Consider the following 20,037-nt stretch of genomic DNA (forward strand, 5'->3'; position numbering starts at 1 on the left):
GCGCGGGCAGGGGCGGGCTTACTGGCGCAGCAGTGCGCGACCCGCGACTTCCACGAGAAAGCGTGGAAAGAAAAAGATGCCGGTGATCATGCCGGAATAGCGCTGTTCGAGGCCGGAGGATTCTCCGATGCAGAACAGCGGCTGCTTCTGGCCGGACTCCTCCAGCGCGATCGTCGTCGAAAAGCAGAAAGACGAGCAGCTCGTTGCCGCCTGTTCGAACAGTTCGAGCACGTGATTGCGATCGGCCGGATCGTAGCAGCGAACGAAGTTCAGAAGGCCGCACTCGCCGTCACGCAGGCCATGGATCGCGGCCGCCTTCTCGCCGAGCCGGAACAGGCCCGTCGACAGGTCGCCGGACCACCCCTCCGAGACGCAAAACTGCTCCATGAATTCATGATGCGGTAGGCCCGGATGCAGATGTCCCGAAGAGCCGAGGGGAGCGGAATTTGCTCTGGTGATCTTAAACACGGTCTACCCCAGCAGAGTTCCCGGAGCTGCCTTTGGCGCTCCAGGGAAACGCGTCCCAATGTGCAAACTGCGTCCGACATGACCAATACGAGAGCGCACGCCACGTGATGTGGGTGTTTTCTCAAGTAGAAAGGTCTATAGATAGTAGTGGATCTCGCCGGCGAACTTATTTCGAAGGAGAGTGTCGGCTTAATTTGCGATTAAATGCTTTTATTCTTTAGGTATAGTCTCGAAGAATTACCGGATGGGCAGCGAATACGAAAAAGCCCCGGCGATTGCCTGTCTGCCTTAAGTGTGCCGCCCAGTCTCCCCTCAATCTTCGCTCACTTGGGGCGCTGTTATAGTTCGTTTTTTTTCGACTTCAACGGTTTTTTGAAGCCTGACTACAACCGATGGGTTTTTTCCTGCCGACTGTTCGGCAGATGCTCTCCGGCGATGAGTGGCATTGATAAAAAACAAGAAAGGCGACCCGAAGGCCGCCTTTCCGATCCGGATGGATCCTTGCAATAAGGCTTTCGCCATTATCACATCATGTCCATGCCGCCCGTTCAGCGCGCTTGACGCGCTGAACCACTTTAAGTGCATGGGCGAAGCTTTATGGACGATGCTGCGATAAGGCTGTCGCCATTATCACATCATGTCCATGCCGCCCATGCCGCCCATGCCGCCAGGCATGCCAGCCGGGGCGTCCTTCTTCGGCAGTTCGGCGATCATGGCTTCCGTCGTGACGAGGAGGCCGGCAACCGAAGCAGCGTCCTGAAGGGCGGTGCGAACGACCTTGACCGGGTCGATGATGCCCATCGAGATCATGTCGCCGTATTCGCCGGTCTGGGCGTTGTAGCCGAAGTTGTCCTGGTCCTTGTCGAGGATCTTGCCGACAACGATGGAGGCTTCGTCACCAGCGTTCTCAGCGATCTGGCGGGCCGGAGCCTGCAGAGCGCGACGAACGATGTTGATGCCGGCTTCCTGGTCGTCGTTTGCACCCTTGACGGTGATCTTGACGGAAGAACGCAGCAGGGCAACGCCGCCGCCCGGTACGATGCCTTCCTGAACAGCAGCGCGCGTCGCGTTGAGAGCGTCGTCGATGCGGTCCTTCTTTTCCTTCACTTCGACTTCCGTCGAGCCGCCAACGCGGATCACGGCAACGCCGCCAGCGAGCTTGGCAAGACGTTCCTGCAGCTTTTCGCGGTCGTAGTCGGAGGTGGTGTCTTCGATCTGGGCCTTGATCTGGGCAACGCGGCCTTCGATGTCGGCCTTCTGGCCGGCGCCGTCGACGATCGTCGTGTTTTCCTTGGAGATCGAAACCTTCTTCGCACGGCCGAGCATGTCGAGCGTCACGTTTTCGAGCTTGATGCCGAGGTCTTCGGAGATCACGGTGCCGCCCGTCAGGATGGCGATGTCTTCGAGCATGGCCTTGCGGCGATCGCCGAAGCCCGGAGCCTTGACGGCAGCGATCTTCAGGCCGCCACGCAGCTTGTTGACGACGAGCGTTGCAAGAGCTTCGCCTTCGACGTCTTCAGCGATGATGAGGAGCGGCTTGCCGGTCTGAACGACAGCTTCGAGAACCGGGAGCATGGCCTGGAGGTTCGAGAGCTTCTTCTCGTGAAGGAGAACGAAGACGTCGTCGAGGTCAGCGACCATCTTTTCCGGGTTGGTGACGAAGTAGGGCGACAGGTAGCCGCGGTCGAACTGCATGCCTTCGACGACTTCGAGTTCCGTTTCGGCGGTCTTGGCTTCTTCAACCGTGATGACGCCTTCGTTGCCGACCTTCTGCATCGCTTCAGCGATGTCGAGGCCGATCTGACGCTCGCCGTTGGCCGAGATCGTGCCGACCTGTGCAACTTCTTCCGAAGTGTTGATCTTCTTGGCCTTGGCCTGGAGATCCTTGACGACTTCGGTGACAGCGAGGTCGATACCACGCTTCAGGTCCATCGGGTTCATGCCGGCAGCAACAGCCTTTGCGCCTTCGCGAACGATCGCCTGGGCAAGAACGGTTGCAGTCGTGGTGCCGTCGCCGGCGATGTCGTTGGTCTTCGAAGCAACTTCGCGGACCATCTGGGCGCCCATGTTTTCGAACTTGTCTTCGAGTTCGATTTCCTTGGCGACCGATACGCCGTCCTTGGTGATGCGCGGAGCGCCGAAGGACTTGTCGATGATGACGTTACGACCCTTCGGGCCGAGCGTGACCTTTACGGCGTCAGCGAGGATGTCGACGCCACGCAGCATCTTTTCGCGCGCGGTGCGGCCGAACTTGATTTCTTTTGCAGCCATTAGAGAAAACTCCCGGGCTCATTGCCCATTGGTTGTCATAAAAAGGGGTGGACGCCGGCTGATCAGCCGATGATGCCCATGATGTCGGCTTCCTTCATGATCAGAAGGTCTTCGCCGTTGATCTTGACTTCGGTGCCCGACCACTTGCCGAACAGAACGCGGTCGCCAGCCTTGACGTCGAGGGCAACGACCTTGCCGCTTTCGTCACGGGCGCCCGAACCGACGGCGACGATTTCGCCTTCCTGCGGCTTTTCCTTGGCGGTGTCCGGAATGATGATGCCGCCCTTGGTCTTCTCTTCAGACTCAACGCGGCGAACGACGACGCGGTCGTGCAGCGGGCGGAAGTTGGTGCTTGCCATTAGTCTAATCCCTCGATCAAATGACATTACGGATCGCTGATCGACCCGATGGATGGGTGTTAGCACTCTCATTTATCGAGTGCTAGCGATGCCGAGATAAGCTTGGGTATGGGGTGAGTCAAGGATCGGCGCCTAGATTTTTTGCTGACGGCAGGTGCCCTGGACGGGCGCGGCAGGCGCGGGCACAGGCAGCCTAGCCCCATTCTTGGCGAAATGTGGGCGATCGCGTCGATGAGTGGCATGGGCGGGATTTTGACGGTTGATAACCACGACAATGTGCTTCTGCGCGGCGGGCCGCACCTGCAGTGCATTTTTCCTGGTTCTCGAGACCGCCGGAATCCTTGGGAGGGTGCGCCTTTTTCGGGAGACGAGACTTGTAATCTCCTGCCTTCCTTGCCATGCAAGCCGGAAACCGTGTTTGCAGGAAGCCAGGATGGCCGCAAGGATCAACAGTTTTCGCGAAATCGCCAAGCGCTACGATGTCGTTTTATGTGACGTCTGGGGCGTGCTTCACAACGGCGTGCAGGCTTTCGCCTCCGCCTGTGAAGCATTGGCCGAGGCGCGCGCCGCCGGACTGACCGTCGTGCTCATCACCAATTCGCCGCGCCCGAGCCCGATGGTGAAGGTGCAGATCCGCAGTCTCGGCGTGCCCGACGAAGCCTATGACCGGATCGTCACTTCGGGCGACGTGACCCGGGCGCTGATCGCTGCCGCCGACAAGAAGATCTTCTTCATCGGCGCCGAGCGCGACCTGCCCCTGCTCGAGGGGCTGGGGACGCAGATCGTTTCCTCGGAAGATGCCGAGACGGTCGTCTGCGCCGGCTTCTATGACGACGAGACCGAAACGCCCGAGCATTACCGCGCGACCCTGACGGGCCTTGCCAAGCGCAAGATCCCGTTCATCTGCGCCAACCCGGACCTCGTCGTCGAGCGTGGTCACCGGCTGATCCCCTGCGCCGGTGCGATTGCCAAGCTTTACGAAGAGCTGGGTGGCGAGGCGCGCATCGCCGGCAAACCCTATATCGCGATCTATCGCGCCGCCCTGGGCGAGGCGAAGGCCGCACGCGGAGCGATTGACCTGACCCGTGTCATCGCCGTCGGCGACGGCATGCCGACTGACGTCAAGGGCGCGCAGGACGCGGGCCTGGATCTGCTCTATATCAGCGCCGGTATCCACGCCCAGGAATACATGAACGAAAGCCGGACCGACGAGGCGAAGCTTGCCGCCTTCCTCAAGAAGGAGGGCGCCTCGCCGAAATACTGGATGCCACGGCTCGCCTGACGGGAAGACGGAGATGACGGTTTTTCATCGCAACGAGACCCGTGATCCGCTTCCGGAGCACTTGCGCGGCGGTGTCGTCGCCATCGGCAATTTCGATGGCGTTCACCGCGGCCACCAGTCGGTCCTTAACCGGGCGCTGGAGGAGGCCAAGTCGCGCGGCGTGCCGGCGCTCGTGCTCACCTTCGAGCCGCATCCGCGAACCGTTTTTCGCCCGGACACTCCAGTCTTCCGGCTGACGCCGGCGCCGCTGAAGGCCCGCATCCTCGAAGGCATGGGCTTCGGCGCCGTCATCGAATATCCCTTCGACCGTACCTTCTCTCAGCTTTCCGCCTCGGATTTCATCCACCGCATCCTGCTTGAATGGCTGCATGCCTCGCATGTGGTGACCGGTTTCGACTTTCATTTCGGCAAGGGCCGCGAAGGCGGGCCTGCCTTTCTGATGGCGGCAGGCGGCGACAACGGGTTTGGTGTGACGCTGGTCGATGCCTTCCGTGATGAAAATGCATCCGTCATCTCGTCGAGCTATGTCCGCGCGCTGCTCGGCGAAGGCGATGTCGCCCAGGCCGCGGGCATGCTCGGCTACCGTTATCTCGTCGAAGCCGAGGTGATCGGCGGCAAGAAGCTCGGTCGCGAACTCGGTTTCCCCACCGCCAACATGCGGCTTGCACCCGAGGTGGAACTCCGACCCGGCATCTACGCCGTGCGCTTCCGTCGTCCCGACGGCTCGCTTTACGACGGGGTCGCCAGTTTCGGGCGCCGGCCGACGGTCGACAGCGACGGCGAACCGCTGCTCGAGACCTTCGTCTTCGACTTCTCCGGCGATCTCTATGGCGAAGTCTGCGCCGTGACTTTCTTCGGTCACCTGCGCGACGAATTGAAATTCGATGGCCTCGATCCGCTGGTGGCGCAGATCCGGCAGGACGAGGCCGAGGCCCGCGCGCTGCTTTCCGGCGTCACGCCACTCGGTGACATCGACCGCAAGCTCAACTTCGCCCGATAAAAGATTTCGGTCTTCGCGCGGCGGCGGACCTTTTCAAAAGGCCGAAAACGCCTTAAACAACCGGCCACCATGACCCGGCACCGTCGATTGATCATCGATCAGCGAATTATTGGCCCGGCCTTCCGCGTGCTGTGATCAGCCGGAAGGTCCGGGATTTCGGCGTTTCCGACGCCCCAGTCATCTCTCGATACCGAGCCCATTTCGTATGCGCGGCCGTTCGCGCGAAGAAGCGATTGCAAAAACCATGACCGACACCGCTGAAAAGATCGACTACTCCTCGACCCTCTATCTGCCGCAGACGGAATTTCCGATGCGCGCGGGCCTGCCGCAGAAGGAGCCGGAAACGGTGGCCCGCTGGCAGAAGATGGGCCTCTACAAGAAGCTGCGCGCATCGGCTGCCGGCCGCGACAAGTTCGTGCTGCACGACGGCCCGCCCTATGCCAACGGCAACATCCACATCGGCCACGCGCTGAACAAGATCCTCAAGGACGTCATCAACCGCTCGTTCCAGATGCGCGGTTTCGACGCCAACTACGTGCCCGGCTGGGACTGCCACGGTCTGCCGATCGAGTGGAAGATCGAGGAGAAGTACCGCGAGAAGGGCCAGAACAAGGACGAGGTTCCGGTCAACGAATTCCGTCGGGAATGCCGCGATTTCGCCGCCGGCTGGATCCAGGTCCAGGCCGAGGAGTTCAAACGTCTCGGCATCGAGGGCGACTTCGACAATCCCTACACGACGATGAACTTCCACGCCGAAGCGCGCATCGCCGGTGAGCTGATGAAGATCGCCAAGCTCGGCCAGCTCTATCGGGGCTCGAAGCCTGTCATGTGGTCGGTCGTCGAGCGCACGGCACTTGCCGAAGCCGAAGTCGAATACGCCGATGTCGAAAGCGACATGATCTGGGTGAAGTTCCCGGTCACCGAAGGTCCCGACAGCCTTGCCGGCACCTTCGTCGTGATCTGGACGACCACGCCTTGGACCATCCCCGGCAACCGCGCCATCGCCTACTCGTCGCGTTATGCCTATGGCCTCTACGAAGTGGCGACCGCCGAGAACGATTTCGGCCCCCAGCCGGGCGAGAAGCTGATCTTTGCCAAGCGCCTGGCCGATGAGTCTGCCGCCAAGGCGAAGCTCACCTTCAACTTCGTTCGCGACCTCGAGGCCGATGAACTGTCGTCCGTGACCTGCGCCCATCCGCTGCACGGTCTGGGCGGCGGCTACGCCTTCAAGGTGCCGCTGCTCGACGGCGACCACGTGACCGACGATGCCGGCACCGGCTTCGTGCACACGGCCCCGAGCCACGGCCGCGAGGACTTTGATGCCTGGATGGACAATGCCCGCGCGCTCGAAGCCCGCGGCATCTCCTCGGCGATCCCGTTCACGGTCGACGACGCCGGATACTTCACCGCTGACGCCCATGGTTTCGGCCCGGACGCCGAAGGTGGCGCCGGCCGCGTCATCGACGACAAGGGCAAGAAGGGCGACGCCAACGATCGCGTCATCAAGGCGCTGATCGCCCGTCACGCGCTCTTCGCTCGCGGTCGCCTCAAGCATTCCTATCCGCATTCCTGGCGCTCGAAGAAGCCGGTGATCTTCCGCAACACGCCGCAATGGTTCGTCTACATGGACAAGGCCTTCGGTGATGGCACGACCCTGCGATCGCGCGCGCTGTCTGCCATCGACGACACCCGCTTCGTTCCGGGCGCCGGCCAGAACCGCCTGCGTGCGATGATCGAAGGCCGTCCGGACTGGGTGCTCTCGCGCCAGCGTGCCTGGGGCGTTCCGATCGCGATCTTTGCCGACGATCAGGGCGAGATCCTGATCGACGAGGCCGTCAACGCTCGCATCCTCGACGCTTTCGAACAGGAAGGTGCCGATGCCTGGTTCACCGAAGGCGCCAAGGATCGCTTCCTCGGCAACGACCACGATCATGCCAAGTGGCATCAGGTCATGGACATCCTCGACGTGTGGTTCGACAGCGGTTCGACCCATACCTTCACGCTCGAAGACCGTCCGGACCTGAAGTGGCCGGCCGACGTCTATCTCGAAGGTTCGGACCAGCATCGCGGCTGGTTCCATTCCTCGCTGCTCGAGGCCTGCGCCACGCGCGGCCGCGCACCCTACAACGCCGTTGTCACCCATGGTTTCACCATGGATGAGAAGGGCGAGAAGATGTCGAAGTCGAAGGGCAACACCGTCACCCCGCAAGAGGTGATGAAGGATGCCGGCGCCGACATCCTGCGCCTGTGGGTGATGACGACGGATTATTGGGAAGATCAGCGCCTCGGCAAGACGATCATCCAGACAAACATCGACGCCTATCGCAAGCTGCGCAACACGATCCGCTGGATGCTCGGCACGCTCGCCCACGACAACGGCGAGGAAATTGCCTATGCCGAGATGCCGGAACTCGAAAAGCTGATGCTGCATCGCCTGGCCGAACTCGACCAGGTCGTGCGCGAAGGCTACGACGCCTTCGACTTCAAGAAGATCGCCCGTTCGCTGATCGATTTCTCGAACGTCGAGCTCTCGGCCTTCTATTTCGACGTTCGCAAGGATGCGCTCTACTGCGACGCGCCGTCGAGCCTGCGCCGCCGTGCGGCACTCGCCGTTATCCGCAAGCTCTTCGATTGCCTCGTGCTGTGGCTGGCGCCGATGCTGCCGTTTACGACCGAAGAGGCCTGGCTGTCGCGCAAGCCCGATGCGGTCTCGGTGCACCTCGAACAGTTCCCGGCGATCCCGGCGGAATGGAAGAACGATGCGCTCGAAGCCAAGTGGGAGAAGATCCGTGCGGTCCGCACCGTCGTCACCGGCGCGCTCGAGATCGAACGCAAGGACAAGCGCATCGGCTCGTCGCTGGAAGCCGCACCGGTCGTCCACGTCGCCGATCCGGAGCTGTTGAAGGCGCTGGAAGGCCAGGACTTCGCCGAGATCTGCATCACCTCGGGGATCACTGTCGAGACCACCGAAGGTCCGGCCGACGCGTTCCGGCTGGCTGACGTGGCCAAGGTCAGCGTCGTGCCGAAGCTTGCCGAAGGCCAGAAATGCGCTCGCTCCTGGCGGATCACGACCGATGTCGGTTCTGACGCACTCTACCCGGACGTGTCCGCCCGGGATGCCGCTGCCTTGCGCGAGCTTGGTTTCAAGGCTTAACGCATTGTTACCGGATGAATTGCACTCCTTGCGTTCATCCGGTAAAACCTGCCCGAAATTTGGCGGATTTCTCCGCCATGGGCGCTTGAGTGGCCGCGCTGACTGGTGGCCGGCTGGAAGGAATCTCATGGAAATGACGCGAGAGTTGCGAGTGTTTGCCAGCGTGGCCGCCATTTTGACGAGCGGCCTGGTGCTTACGGGCTGCATCGGCGGCCCGACCTACGGCACGGACAAGACCGCCGGCGAACAGCTCATGGACGACCTCGGCAGCGTCGCAAGCTTCGGCCCGCCGAAGCGGGATCCGGTCAAGTACCAGCCGCGTCCGGGTCTCGTCCTGCCGCCGTCGGCCCAGCAGGCCTCGCTCGTCGAGCCGCAGAAGTCGCTCGCCAGCCGCGAGGGGAACCCGGAATGGGTCGAGTCTCCGGAAGAGGTGCGAAACCGCCTGCGTGAAGAGGCCGACGCCAACAAGAACAACCCGAACTATGTCTCGCCGCTTGCCAAGGCAAGCGCCAACGGTCGCCGGCTCTCTGCAAAGGAGCAGCAGGAGGCCTATCGTGAAGGGCGCAAGATCGAGATGGGCGCCTATTCCGACAAGCGCCGCTTCCTGAGCGATCCGCCGCTCGATTACCGCCGCCTGCCCGAGGGTACCGAGACCGATCTCGGCGAGCCGGAGAAGGACAAGGAGCGCCGCCGCAAGAAGGAGGCGCAGATCAAGAATACCGGCTCCAAGTGGTATTGGCCCTTCTAAACCCGTTTTCGCCGTTCCCTTGAACGGCGAAATGCCTCTCTCCCTTGGATCTATGCAGTTCCGGTCGAAAGCGCGTTTGCTTGGCTGCTGGAACTGCTTGAGAAGCGCCTGAGCCATGACCATCAGCATTCGCGACGCCCGCCCGGAAGACGCCGAAACCATTCTGCGCTTCATCACCGAACTTGCCATCTACGAGAAGGAGCCCGACGCCGTCGAGGCGACGGTCGAGATGCTGCAGGCCTCGCTCTTCGGTCCCGGTGCGATCACCCGCGCGGTGATCTGCGAGAAGGATGGCAAGCCGGCTGGTTTTGCCATGTGGTTCTACAACTATTCCACCTGGCAGGCGCGCAAGGGTCTTTACCTCGAGGATCTTTACGTCACGCCGGATTGCCGCGGCTCGGGCGCCGGCAAGATGCTCTTGAAGCATCTGGCAAAGATTGCCGTCGAGGAGGGCTGCGGCCGCTTCGAATGGAGTGTGCTCGACTGGAACGAACCGGCGATCCGCGTCTACGAATCGGTCGGCGCAGAGGCGATGTCCGAGTGGACGCGCTACCGCCTTTCGGGTGTCGCGCTCGAAAGCTTCGCCGCCGACTGAAGACGTTAAGGGGGCTCACCGCTTGCCGGCAAAGAAATCCCTGAGGATATCGGCGGCTTCCCGCTCGGCGAGGCCCGAATAGACATCGGGCGCATGGTGGCAGGTGGGCGAGCCGAAGAAGCGCACACCGCTGTCGACCGCGCCGCCCTTCGGGTCGTCGGCGCCGTAATAGAGGCGACGGATGCGCGCGAATGAAATCGCCGCCGCGCACATGGTGCAGGGTTCGAGCGTGACGTAGAGATCGGCGCCGGTCAGCCTTTCGTCCTCGAGGACGGCGGCAGCCTCGCGGATGGCGACGATCTCCGCATGGGCGGTCACGTCGTTGAGCTCGCGGGTGCGATTGCCGGCGCGCGAGATGATACGGCCGTCGAAAACCACCACGGCGCCGATCGGCACTTCGCCGCGTTCGGCAGCCTTGCGGGCCTCTTCAAGGGCCGCATCCATGAAGCGTGTCGTCTCAGCCATCGCTCAAACAATAATTTCTCTTAACCCACGGGCCGCGACCTGATAGGACAGCCGCAAAAGGCAGGCAACACAAATGACATCCAAAGACAAGCCCACGCGGCCTGGCGGCAAGTCCGCTGGCCGGGACAAGAAACCGCATTTCGCCGACAAGAAGGGCGCTGCGCCGAAAAAGGCTGCAGGAGCCAAGGCTTCCGGCCCGAAGTCTTTCGGTGCCAAGGGCCCCGGCAGGAGCTTCGACGCAAAGACGTCTGATCCCAAGGCCGGCGCTTCGCGTCCGGCCCGGGAGCGCCCGGCAGCGGCTGCAGCGGCCGCCGACGAGCCGCAGCGTATCTCGAAGATCCTGGCGCGCGCCGGCGTTGCCTCGCGTCGCGACGTCGAGCGCATGATCATGGAAGGCCGCATCAGGCTCAACGGTGTCATCCTCGACACGCCCGTGGTCAACGCGACGCTCGCCGATGCGATCGAGGTCGATGGCCAGCCGATCCGCGGTATCGAGCGCACGCGCCTCTGGCTCTATCACAAGCCGGCCGGTCTGGTGACCACCAATGCCGACCCGGAGGGCCGTCCGACCGTATTCGAGAACCTGCCGGACGAGCTGCCGCGGGTTCTGTCGATCGGCCGCCTCGACATCAACACCGAGGGCCTGCTGCTCCTCACCAATGACGGCGGCCTTGCCCGCGTGCTCGAACTGCCGTCGACCGGCTGGCTGCGCCGTTACCGCGTGCGCGCCCATGGCGAGATCGATCAGGAAGCGCTCGACAAGCTGAAGGACGGCATCGCCGTCGACGGCGTGCTGTACGGCGCCATCGAAGCGACGCTCGACCGCGTCCAGGGCTCGAACGTCTGGATCACGATGGGGCTTCGCGAAGGCAAGAACCGCGAAATCAAGAACGTGCTCGGCGCGCTCGGCCTCGACGTCAACCGCCTGATCCGCATCTCCTACGGCCCGTTCCAGCTCGGCGAACTGCCGGAGGGACACGTCCAGGAAATTCGCGGACGCACGCTGCGCGACCAATTGGGACCGCGCCTGATCGAGGACGCCAAGGCGAACTTCGACGCGCCGCTTTACAATGATCAGGCGGCGACCGTTGCCGGTGAGGCTGAAGACGACGCCGCCGACACGCGCAGGCCGGAGCGCAACAACCGCTGGGAAAAGCCGGAGGACAAGCGCGAGCGTGCCCTTTCTCGTCTGGACACCCGTCGTGACGACCGCCGCGACGGTGGTGGTCGTGGCAAGGATGGTGCCCGCGGCAAGGGTGGCCCGCGCGAAGACCGCGACGCCAAGTTCGAGGATCGGCCGAAGCGCGCGCCGGCTCAGCGCGCCCGCACGGCCAATGTCTGGATGGCGCCGGGCGCCCGCCCGCTCGCCGAAAAGAAGCCGAAGTCCGTTGATGGCGATGCCACCGAGAAGTCCGCCCGTCGCGAGCGTCCGGAAAGCGCGCCGAAGTCCAAGCGCTACGGCCGCAACAAGGATGGTCTGGCGACGAAGACGACCGGCAAGTTCGACCCGGACCGCAAGGGTGGCCCGCACAGAGACTTCGACCGCGCCGATCGTCCAGCGTCTGCCGCGCCGGTCAAGCGTCGCGACGACGAGGGCGAATGGATCAGCGCCAGCGAGCCTGCCCGTCGCGGCAAGGACGAGGGCCGCGATGGCGGCTTTGGCCGACGCAAGTCGGGCGACGCGGGTGACCGCAGGTCGCGCGATCACGGTGACCGTCCTGCGCGCCGTGACGGCGGCGACCGTCCCCGTTCTGAAGGCGGACCGCGCAGCTATTCCGACAAGCCGAGGGCGCCACGCGCCGACGGTGATCGTCCGCAGCGTCGCGAAGGCGGTGAGCGTTCGTTCAGTGACCGTCCGGCTCGCAGCGACGGCGGTGATCGCCGGTTCGACAAGCCGCGGGCTCCACGCGCTGACGGTGACCGTCCGCCGCGTCGCGAAGGTGGCGACCGTCCGTTTGGCGACAAGCCTCGCGGCAAGTCGTTCGGCGGCAAGCCCTCGGGCGGAAAATCCTTCGGTGAACGCTCCGGCGGTCCGCGCGGCGGTAAGCCTGGTGGCGGCAAGCCCGGCGGTGGACGCCCCGGCGGTCCTGGTCGCTCCGGCGGCGGGCGCCCGGCTGGCGGCGGCAAGCCGCGCGGCAGAGGAAACTAAGCGGTCGTGCGGATCGTCGGCGGAGAGTTTCGGGGTCGCAGCCTGGCGACCCCCAAGTCCAACGATATCCGGCCGACCACGGACCGGACGCGCGAAAGCCTGTTCAACATTCTGAGCCATTCCTATCCGAACGCGCTCGACGGCACGCGTGTGCTCGACCTTTTCGCGGGCACCGGCGCCGTCGGCTTCGAGGCGCTGTCGCGCGGATGCCGGCATGCGCTCTTTGTCGAGCAGGGCGTCGAGGGCAGGGGCCTGATCCAGACCAACGTCGAGACGCTCGGCCTGCAGGGCCGGGCCAAGGTCTTCCGGCGCGACGCCACCAGCCTTGGCGGCGTCGGTACGATGGAGCCGTTTCATCTCGTCTTCGCCGATCCGCCCTACGCCAAGGGGCTGGGCGAAAAGGCCTTGGAGTCGGCTGCCATCGGCAACTGGCTGGTGCCCGGCGCCCTGGTGATCCTCGAAGAGCGGGCAGATGTCCAGCCGGCGCCGGTCGCCGTCTTCGAAAACCTCGACGTCAGGGTGTTCGGCGACACGCGCATGCATTTCTATCGGTTTCGCGGAGCCTGATGCCGTAATTTCGGTTGAGTTGCCGGGATAGGCTCAGCCGGACGACGCCATTTTCTCAACCCGCCCAGCGCGGAGGCATGCCGATGAAGCAGGATCTTTCGATGACGCATGGATCGGCAGGGGCCCCGGCGCGGCCCACCGTCGCGCTGGCGCTTGGCGGTGGCGGCGCCCGCGGTCTTGCGCATATCCATGTCATCGAGGCACTGGATGAACTCGGCATTCGGCCGGTCGCGATCGCGGGCTCGTCGATCGGTGCGATCATGGGCGCCGGCATGGCGGCGGGTTTGCGCGGCGAAGAGATCCGGGCCCATACACTCTCGACCGTCGGCCACCGGCGCGAAGTGGTTAACCGCCTGTGGCAATTGCGGCCATCGAGTCTTTCCGAAGCGATGGCGAGCGGCTTCCGTTTCGGCCAGTTCAATGTCGAGCGGGTGCTCAAGGCCTTCCTGCCCGAGGCCATCCCGCAAAAATTCTCCGACCTCGAAATCCCGCTGAAAGTAGTCGCCACCGACTATTACGGTCAGACGGAGAAGATCTGCGAGAAGGGCGACCTCCGCAAGGCCCTGGCTGCGTCTGCGGCGCTGCCGGCGATCTTCACGCCGGTCCGGATCGACGGGCGGGTCATGATCGACGGCGGCATCTACAATCCCATTCCCTTCGATCACCTGCGCGGCCTTGCCGATATCGTCATTGCGGTCGATGTCGTCGGCGGGCCGGATGGCGACGGCAAGGCGATCCCGAGCCGGATCGACAGCCTGTTCGGCGCGAGCCAGCTGATGATGCAGTCGATCATCGCCATGAAGCTGAAGGAGGGGGCGCCGGACATCCTGTTGCGTCCCGATGTCGGCCGCTACCGCGTGATGGATTTCCTGCGCGCCCAGGACGTGCTGAACGCAACGGCTGCGATCAAGGACGAACTGAAGCGCGCACTCGAAGAGCGGATGACAGCGCCAAGGCTTACCTGAACCTGGGTGTTTGAAGCTTGGCGCCTGAACCTTGGCAATGACGGAGCGTGCCGTCGCAGCGTGAGCGATTAGGCGCTTTCGCGCTCGTCCGCGGGAAGGCCCGGGAGGATCCGTTCGCCGGTCTCTTGCGAATGATCGACCTCGCGCTTCGGCTTGACCAGCGGCTCCGGGCGCACAGGCCGCGAGTGCAGCATGTCGCGGCCGGCGGTGATGCCCTCGGCCTCCTGTAGCACGAGGCGCGCCTCGTCGCGCTTGCGGATGTCGTCCATGATCGCGATCGCCTCGTCGTCGCCGACCCCAAGTGCCTCCAGCGTCTTGCGGCCGAAGAGCAGGCCGGACTCGAAGGTCTCGCGCAGCTCGTAGTCGACACCCTTGGCGCGCAGTTCCAGCGTGTGCAGACGATCGTAGGAGCGGGCGTAGATGCGTGCATTCGGATATTCGGATTGCACGAGATCGATGATGTGGTCGGTCGTTTCCTTCTTCTGGGTGCAGACGGCGACGATCTTGGCCCGTTCGATGCCGGCGGCGCGCAGCACGTCGAGGCGGTTGCCGTCGCCGAAATAGATCCGGAAGCCGAAGGTCGCGGCCTGGCGCACGCGCGCGGCGGAATGATCGATGATCGTCACATCGCGACCGCCGGCAAGCAGGATCTGGGCGGCGATCTGGCCGAAGCGGGAGAAGCCGATCATCAGCACATCGGCATTGGCGCCATCGAAGTCTTCTTCGATCTCTTCGTCCATCTCGTCCTGCTCGCGCATCAATTTCGGCGCTAGCATTGAGGCAAGGGGCGTCAGCGCCATCGACAGGGTCACGATTGCGACCAGCAGCGAGGCGTTGCCGTCCGAGAAGACGCCGGCGCTTGCCGCCGCCGTGAACAGCACGAAGCCGAACTCGCCGCCCTGCGGCAAGAGCAGGCTGATGCGCACGGCGTCATTGTGATGTGATCCGGTGAAGCGGCAGAGCCAATAGAGAACCAGGCTCTTCAGTGCCATCAGCAGCGGCACGGCGATGATGATCAGCTGGTAGCGCTCGACGATGACGCCGAGCTCTAGCGACAGGCCGACCGCCATGAAGAACAGAGCCTGCAGGATACCGCGAAACGGCTCGATATCCGCCTCGAGTTCATGGCGGTATGAGGACTCGGCCAGTAACACGCCTGCAAGGAAGGCACCCATGGCCATCGACAATCCGGCGAGCTGCATCATGGTCGCCGCCCCCATTACCACAAGCAGTGCGGCGGCGATCATGACATCGCGTGCGCCGGTGCGAGCGATGAGCTGGAACAGCGGATTCACAAGGTAGCGCCCGGCAGCGAAGAGCACGACGATCGCAGTGGTGGCGATGGCGAAATCCTCGAGCGGCGGCGTGGTGTCCTCGGGCGCCTGTGCCGCCAGCAGCGGGATCAGCGCCAGAAGCGGCACGATCGCGAGATCCTGCAGCAGCAGGATCGAAAAGGCGCGTTGCCCGTAGCGCGTATTGCGGTCGTTGCCCTCGTCGAGGATCTGCATGGCGAATGCCGTCGACGAGAGGGACAGTCCGAAGCCGGCGATGATGCTGCCGCCATGATCGAGGAGGCCGAGGGCATAGATGGCGTAGGAAAGCAGGATGCCTGTCAGCAGCACCTGCGCCGTGCCGAGGCCGAAGATGTCGCGTCGCATCTGCCAGAGGCGCGAAGGCTTGAGTTCGAGCCCGATGATGAAGAGCAGAAAGACGACGCCGAGTTCCGAGACGTGCAGGATCTGCTCGCCTTCGGTGATGCTTTGGGCGACAGGTCCGATCAGCACGCCGGCCGAAAGGTAGCCGAGGATCGTGCCGAGCCCGAGCCGCTTGAAGATGGGAGCGGCGATCACTGCGCCACCGAGCAGCATCAGGGCCTGGGAATAGATGATCGGTGTCGTTGCCATGCCTCAGGCTTTCACTGTTGCTGAACCCGGCCCCCAAGCGGAGCTTTCGAGAGCGCTTCATTTGCGGTGTTTGAGCGGGAATCGGGTCGATGCCCTTGATGCCTGCTTCGCCGCACAATAAATGGGGCAGGAATGAAAGGCCACACCATGTCAGACACGATCGATTCTGCCGACCTCGAAAAACGCGCATCCGAACTCGTGGACCTCGCCCGCAAGGCCGGCGCCGATGCGGCGGACGCGGTGGTGGTGCGCGGGCGCTCCCGCTCCGTCTCCGTCCGCCTCGGCAAGGTTGAAGCGACGGAAGCCTCCGAAAGCGACGACTTTTCGCTCCGTGTTTTTGTCGGACGGCGTGTCGCCAGCGTTTCGGCCAATCCGGGTTTTGACCTGAAGCTGCTCGCGGAGCGCGCGGTTGCCATGGCCAAGGCTTCGCCGGAGGATCCCTTCGCCGCGCTGGCGGACGCCGACCGGCTGGCGAAGTCCTATCCGGACCTCGACCTTTTCGACGCCACGGCGGTTTCCACTGAAACCCTGACCGAGGCAGCGCTTGCCGCCGAAGAGGCGGCACTCGCGGTCTCGGGCGTTACCAATTCCAGCGGCGCTGGGGCATCGGCCGGCATGGGCGGGCTGGTACTTGTCACCTCGCATGGCTTTTCCGGCTCCTACATGGCCACCCGCTTTGGCCGCTCCGTCAGCGCGATTGCCGGCGAGGGCACCAAGATGGAGCGCGACTACGATTATGATAGCCGCCTCTTCTTTGCCGACCTGCGCGACGCCGACGAAATCGGCCGCCTGGCCGGCGAGCGCGCGGTCGCCCGCATCAATCCGCGCCAGGTGCCGACCGCCAAGAATGTCACCGTCGTCTTCGATCCACGCATAGCCCGCGGCTTCGTCGGCCATCTGGCCGGCGCAATCAATGGCGCGGCTGTCGCCCGCAAGACGAGTTTCCTGCGCGACATGATGGGCAAGCAGATCCTGAAGTCGGGTCTTTCCGTGACCGACGACCCGCTGATCGTGCGTGGCTCCTCTTCGCGTCCCTTTGACGGCGAAGGGGTCAGCGGCGAGAAACTGGCGATGGTCGAAGATGGTGTGCTGAACCACTGGTTCCTGTCCACATCGGCAGCGCTCGAACTCGGGCTTCAGACCAACGGCCGCGGCGTGCGCGGCGGTCCGACCGTCAATCCGTCCTCGACCAATCTGGCGCTCGAGCCGGGATCGATCTCGCGGGACGATCTCATCCGCGGGGTTGGCACCGGCTTCTACGTCACCGAACTGATCGGCCAGGGCGTCAATATGGTGACCGGCGAATACAGCCGCGGCGCCTCCGGCTTCTGGATCGAGAACGGCGAGCTGACCTTTGCCGTCTCTGAAGTCACGATCGCGTCCAATCTCAAAGACATGTTCATGGCGCTGACGCCGGCAGACGACATCGACCGCAAGTTCGGCGTCGCGGCGCCGACGCTCGCCATCGAGGGCATGACGCTCGCCGGCCTCTGACAAGGCCGCTGGAAAAGCAGGCGCGGGAAGCCCGCGCCGATCCCGCCTTCCGGACAAGGGAGAGGCGGGCTGACGGGGTTTTGAATGTCTGACACAGCACCACCGGGCGCGGACTGGAAGCCGGATCTCGACGTGATCCGTGCCGCGGCGGTTGTCGCCGGCGAAACCGCGCTCGGCTATTTCCGCAAGGCGCCCGACGTCCGCTGGAAGAACGAAGGCCGCTCGCCGGTAAGCGAGGCGGATCTTGCCGCAAACGATGTGCTGAAGACGCGCTTGCTTGCGGCCCGGCCCGATTACGGCTGGCTGTCGGAGGAGACGGACGACGATCTGAGCCGGCTGTCGCGCGAAACGGTCTTCGTCGTCGATCCGATCGACGGCACGCGGGCTTTCATCGCCGGCAAGGAACTCTGGTGCGTCAGCGTCGCCGTCGTTCATCGCGGCCAGCCCGTTGCCGGCGTGCTCTATGCCCCGGCGCTCGATGAACTCTTCGAGGCGGTCGCAGGCGGCAGTGCGCTGAAAAACGGCGCCCAAATCTCGGTGCGCGAGGCAAAACCCGGGGAAACACTGCATCTGGCGGCTGCCGAGGACACGATCGGCAAGCTTCCGGCGCCCTATGGCAGCGCCGTTACCCGTATCCCGCATGTGCCGTCGCTTGCCTATCGGCTGGCCATGGTTGCCGACGGGCGGATCGACGGAACGCTGGTGAAGAAGAACTCCCACGACTGGGACCTGGCTGCAGCAGATCTCATTCTAGCGAGCGCCGGCGGCGCGCTGGCCGATCTCGATGCGCAGCCGCTCTCATACAATCGATCCACTGTCGTTCACGGGGTTCTCTGCGCGGCGGCAAAGCCGCTCTTGCCGGGCCTGATCGCCGCATCGCGGTCCATGGAGCCCCATTGACCTTTGAGGCTGAATGCCTCAAATCAACGCCCACACCCAACAAGAATAAATGGAAGTCCGATGGCTCACGACACCGAGAAAAAACAACGTCTGCACCTCGTCTTCGGCGGCGAACTCACCACGCTGACTGACGTACATTTCCGCGACCTGGACAAGCTCGATATCGTCGGCATCTACCCGGACTACGAAAGCGCCCTGACTGCTTGGAAATCCAAGGCGCAGATGACCGTCGACAACGCTCACATGCGTTACTTCATCGTCCACATGCACCGTCTGCTCGACCCGGAAAACGGCTGATGCCGATGAGGTCGGGATGCGCGGTGTTTACCCGCATGCCAGTCGCCCTTAAGTCTCTCCGGGCCGGAACGGCCGGGGAAGGTGGCCTGTCATGAGCAGCTTTCGCGCGCGCCTGGCGCTGTCCAGCTACCGCTGGATCGGCTCGGCCATCTATCCCCTCGTCTGGTCCTACCTTGCCATTCGCGCGGCGAAGGGCAAGGAGGATCCGACGCGCCGCCGTGAGCGCTACGGCCATGCCAGCGAGCCGCGGCCGCAAGGCCCTCTCGTCTGGTTCCACGCGGCAAGCGTCGGCGAAACCAACGCCGTCATCCCGATGATCAAGGAAATCAGGCGGCGCGGCATCCACGTCGTGCTGACGACCGGGACGATGACCTCTGCGCGTGTCGTGGCCGAGCGCCTGGGGTCGACGGTGATCCACCAGTATGTCCCGCTCGATTTCAAGCCGGCCGTCAGCCGTTTTCTCAACTACTGGGAGCCGGATCTGGCGATCATCGCCGAATCCGAGATCTGGCCGATGACCATCCTGGAACTCGGCCGCCGCCATATCCCGCAGGTTCTGGTCAATGGGCGCATGTCCGACCGGACGTTCGCGCGCTGGAAGCGTCGGCCGGCGCTCGCCGATGCGCTGTTCGAGAATCTCGCGCTCGTCATTGCCCAGTCCGATGTCGATGCGGAGCGCTTCCGCACGCTCGGTGCGCTGCCGGTCATGGTGTCGGGCAATCTCAAGGTCGACACCGACGCGCCGCCACACGATCCGCAGGCGCTGAAGGAGTATCGCCAGCAGATCGGCGCCCGCAAGACCTGGGCGGCGATCTCGACCTTCGACGGCGAGGAGGCGGCCGCCGGTGTCGTGCACCGTGCGCTCAAGGAGCGAACCGGCCTTCTGACGATCATCGTTCCGCGTCATCCCGATCGCAGCGACGCCATCGAGGCGGCGCTGACGGCCAAAGGGCTGAAGGTCGCCCGGCGCACGCGCCGCGATCCGCTGACGCCCGACGTCGATATCTTCCTCGGCGACACGATCGGCGAAATGGGCCTCTATCTTCGCCTGACCGAGGTCGCTTTCGTCGGCCGGTCGCTGTTTGCCGAGGGTGGTCAGAACCCGCTGGAGCCGGCGATGCTCGGCTGCGCCATCCTTTCCGGCGGCAACGTCCAGAACTTTCGCGAGACCTATCAGACGCTGGCCAAGAACGGCAGCGCCAAGATCGTGCGCGACGTCGAGATGCTGGCCAAGGGCGTCAACTATCTGCTCGCCAACGACGACATGCGTCGCTCGATGATCGATGCCGGCCTCGAAACCGTGCAAGAGATGCGCGGTGCCCTGTCGGCGACGATGAAGGGACTTGAGCCCTATATCAATCCGCTCGTCGTCAAGGCGCGTCTCAACCCGCCGACCGACAACTGATCCAGCAGGAGACG

Annotated in this window: 17 protein-coding genes; 12 read left to right on the forward strand and 5 right to left on the reverse strand. The window is 63.8% G+C overall.

What is annotated here, in order from left to right; genetic code table 11:
- Positions 1–18: 18 nt before the first annotated feature.
- From AC3WVQ_RS02205 to groES, 3 genes are all read right to left on the reverse strand, one after another.
- Entirely contained in the window at positions 19–468 is a 450-nt protein-coding gene (locus AC3WVQ_RS02205) for a hypothetical protein (protein ID WP_034800963.1), read from the reverse strand.
- 630 nt (positions 469–1,098) lie between these two features.
- Positions 1,099–2,739, reverse strand: a complete 1,641-nt coding sequence (gene groL, locus AC3WVQ_RS02210; protein ID WP_034800965.1) for a chaperonin GroEL — start codon at positions 2,737–2,739, stop codon at positions 1,099–1,101.
- Between the two features lie 62 nt (positions 2,740–2,801).
- On the reverse strand, positions 2,802–3,098 hold the full coding sequence (gene groES / locus AC3WVQ_RS02215; RefSeq protein ID WP_004675403.1) for a co-chaperone GroES: 297 nt from the start codon (positions 3,096–3,098) through the stop codon (positions 2,802–2,804).
- Positions 3,099–3,531: 433 nt separating this feature from the next.
- Here groES and AC3WVQ_RS02220 point away from each other — a divergent pair, with 433 nt between their 5' ends.
- The 5 genes from AC3WVQ_RS02220 to AC3WVQ_RS02240 all read left to right on the forward strand — a co-directional run bounded on the left by AC3WVQ_RS02220 (position 3,532) and on the right by AC3WVQ_RS02240 (position 9,877).
- Positions 3,532–4,380, forward strand: coding sequence for a TIGR01459 family HAD-type hydrolase (locus AC3WVQ_RS02220; RefSeq protein ID WP_034800971.1), 849 nt, complete (start codon positions 3,532–3,534; stop codon positions 4,378–4,380).
- A 13-nt stretch (positions 4,381–4,393) separates the two neighbouring features.
- A complete protein-coding gene (locus tag AC3WVQ_RS02225; protein WP_034800973.1) occupies positions 4,394–5,380 on the forward strand; it encodes a bifunctional riboflavin kinase/FAD synthetase in 987 nt (328 codons plus the stop codon).
- Positions 5,381–5,624: 244 nt separating this feature from the next.
- On the forward strand, positions 5,625–8,534 hold the full coding sequence (gene ileS, locus AC3WVQ_RS02230; RefSeq protein ID WP_090295116.1) for an isoleucine--tRNA ligase: 2,910 nt from the start codon (positions 5,625–5,627) through the stop codon (positions 8,532–8,534).
- Between the two features lie 127 nt (positions 8,535–8,661).
- Positions 8,662–9,282, forward strand: a complete 621-nt coding sequence (locus AC3WVQ_RS02235; RefSeq protein ID WP_060516427.1) for a hypothetical protein — start codon at positions 8,662–8,664, stop codon at positions 9,280–9,282.
- 115 nt (positions 9,283–9,397) lie between these two features.
- Positions 9,398–9,877, forward strand: coding sequence for a GNAT family N-acetyltransferase (locus tag AC3WVQ_RS02240; protein ID WP_090294884.1), 480 nt, complete (start codon positions 9,398–9,400; stop codon positions 9,875–9,877).
- Positions 9,878–9,892: 15 nt separating this feature from the next.
- On the opposite strand, the gene AC3WVQ_RS02245 is transcribed toward AC3WVQ_RS02240, so the two are convergent.
- On the reverse strand, positions 9,893–10,342 hold the full coding sequence (locus tag AC3WVQ_RS02245; RefSeq protein ID WP_089044722.1) for a nucleoside deaminase: 450 nt from the start codon (positions 10,340–10,342) through the stop codon (positions 9,893–9,895).
- Between the two features lie 73 nt (positions 10,343–10,415).
- Between AC3WVQ_RS02245 and AC3WVQ_RS02250 the strand changes: the two genes are divergently transcribed.
- The 3 genes from AC3WVQ_RS02250 (at position 10,416) to AC3WVQ_RS02260 (ending at position 14,023) form a co-directional block, all read left to right on the forward strand.
- Entirely contained in the window at positions 10,416–12,491 is a 2,076-nt protein-coding gene (locus AC3WVQ_RS02250) for a pseudouridine synthase (RefSeq protein WP_034800981.1), read from the forward strand.
- Positions 12,492–12,497: 6 nt separating this feature from the next.
- Positions 12,498–13,058 carry a 16S rRNA (guanine(966)-N(2))-methyltransferase RsmD gene (gene rsmD, locus AC3WVQ_RS02255; protein WP_060516422.1) on the forward strand — a complete coding sequence of 187 codons (561 nt, stop codon included), beginning with the start codon at positions 12,498–12,500 and terminating at the stop codon, positions 13,056–13,058.
- A gap of 83 nt (positions 13,059–13,141) precedes the next feature.
- Entirely contained in the window at positions 13,142–14,023 is an 882-nt protein-coding gene (locus tag AC3WVQ_RS02260; RefSeq protein ID WP_060529841.1) for a patatin-like phospholipase family protein, read from the forward strand.
- A 68-nt stretch (positions 14,024–14,091) separates the two neighbouring features.
- Here AC3WVQ_RS02260 and AC3WVQ_RS02265 read toward each other — a convergent pair whose 3' ends face one another.
- Complete coding sequence (locus AC3WVQ_RS02265) at positions 14,092–15,927, reverse strand: monovalent cation:proton antiporter-2 (CPA2) family protein (RefSeq protein WP_034800989.1); 1,836 nt, start codon at positions 15,925–15,927, stop codon at positions 14,092–14,094.
- Positions 15,928–16,074: 147 nt separating this feature from the next.
- Here AC3WVQ_RS02265 and AC3WVQ_RS02270 point away from each other — a divergent pair, with 147 nt between their 5' ends.
- The 4 genes from AC3WVQ_RS02270 to waaA all read left to right on the forward strand — a co-directional run bounded on the left by AC3WVQ_RS02270 (position 16,075) and on the right by waaA (position 20,023).
- A complete protein-coding gene (locus AC3WVQ_RS02270; RefSeq protein ID WP_034800992.1) occupies positions 16,075–17,421 on the forward strand; it encodes a TldD/PmbA family protein in 1,347 nt (448 codons plus the stop codon).
- 84 nt (positions 17,422–17,505) lie between these two features.
- Positions 17,506–18,321: a 3'(2'),5'-bisphosphate nucleotidase CysQ gene (locus AC3WVQ_RS02275; RefSeq protein ID WP_492382584.1), complete on the forward strand. Its 816-nt coding sequence runs from the start codon at positions 17,506–17,508 to the stop codon at positions 18,319–18,321.
- Positions 18,322–18,381: 60 nt separating this feature from the next.
- On the forward strand, positions 18,382–18,618 hold the full coding sequence (locus AC3WVQ_RS02280; protein WP_034800996.1) for a DUF4170 domain-containing protein: 237 nt from the start codon (positions 18,382–18,384) through the stop codon (positions 18,616–18,618).
- Between the two features lie 91 nt (positions 18,619–18,709).
- Complete coding sequence (gene waaA, locus AC3WVQ_RS02285; RefSeq protein ID WP_110818509.1) at positions 18,710–20,023, forward strand: lipid IV(A) 3-deoxy-D-manno-octulosonic acid transferase; 1,314 nt, start codon at positions 18,710–18,712, stop codon at positions 20,021–20,023.
- The last annotated feature ends 14 nt before the right edge of the window (positions 20,024–20,037 follow it).

The organism is Ensifer sp. EB106-05-01-XG146 (genome assembly GCF_058791875.1).

Coding starts and splice junctions, on each gene's coding strand:
- AC3WVQ_RS02265 (WP_034800989.1), bottom strand. CDS start 15,927: ATGGCAACGACACCGATCATCTATTCCCAGGCCCTGATGCTGCTCGGT.
- AC3WVQ_RS02235 (WP_060516427.1), top strand. CDS start 8,662: ATGGAAATGACGCGAGAGTTGCGAGTGTTTGCCAGCGTGGCCGCCATT.
- AC3WVQ_RS02280 (WP_034800996.1), top strand. CDS start 18,382: ATGGCTCACGACACCGAGAAAAAACAACGTCTGCACCTCGTCTTCGGC.
- AC3WVQ_RS02225 (WP_034800973.1), top strand. CDS start 4,394: ATGACGGTTTTTCATCGCAACGAGACCCGTGATCCGCTTCCGGAGCAC.
- AC3WVQ_RS02220 (WP_034800971.1), top strand. CDS start 3,532: ATGGCCGCAAGGATCAACAGTTTTCGCGAAATCGCCAAGCGCTACGAT.
- waaA (WP_110818509.1), top strand. CDS start 18,710: ATGAGCAGCTTTCGCGCGCGCCTGGCGCTGTCCAGCTACCGCTGGATC.
- AC3WVQ_RS02260 (WP_060529841.1), top strand. CDS start 13,142: ATGAAGCAGGATCTTTCGATGACGCATGGATCGGCAGGGGCCCCGGCG.
- ileS (WP_090295116.1), top strand. CDS start 5,625: ATGACCGACACCGCTGAAAAGATCGACTACTCCTCGACCCTCTATCTG.
- AC3WVQ_RS02270 (WP_034800992.1), top strand. CDS start 16,075: ATGTCAGACACGATCGATTCTGCCGACCTCGAAAAACGCGCATCCGAA.
- AC3WVQ_RS02275 (WP_492382584.1), top strand. CDS start 17,506: ATGTCTGACACAGCACCACCGGGCGCGGACTGGAAGCCGGATCTCGAC.
- AC3WVQ_RS02250 (WP_034800981.1), top strand. CDS start 10,416: ATGACATCCAAAGACAAGCCCACGCGGCCTGGCGGCAAGTCCGCTGGC.
- groL (WP_034800965.1), bottom strand. CDS start 2,739: ATGGCTGCAAAAGAAATCAAGTTCGGCCGCACCGCGCGCGAAAAGATG.
- AC3WVQ_RS02245 (WP_089044722.1), bottom strand. CDS start 10,342: ATGGCTGAGACGACACGCTTCATGGATGCGGCCCTTGAAGAGGCCCGC.
- AC3WVQ_RS02240 (WP_090294884.1), top strand. CDS start 9,398: ATGACCATCAGCATTCGCGACGCCCGCCCGGAAGACGCCGAAACCATT.
- groES (WP_004675403.1), bottom strand. CDS start 3,098: ATGGCAAGCACCAACTTCCGCCCGCTGCACGACCGCGTCGTCGTTCGC.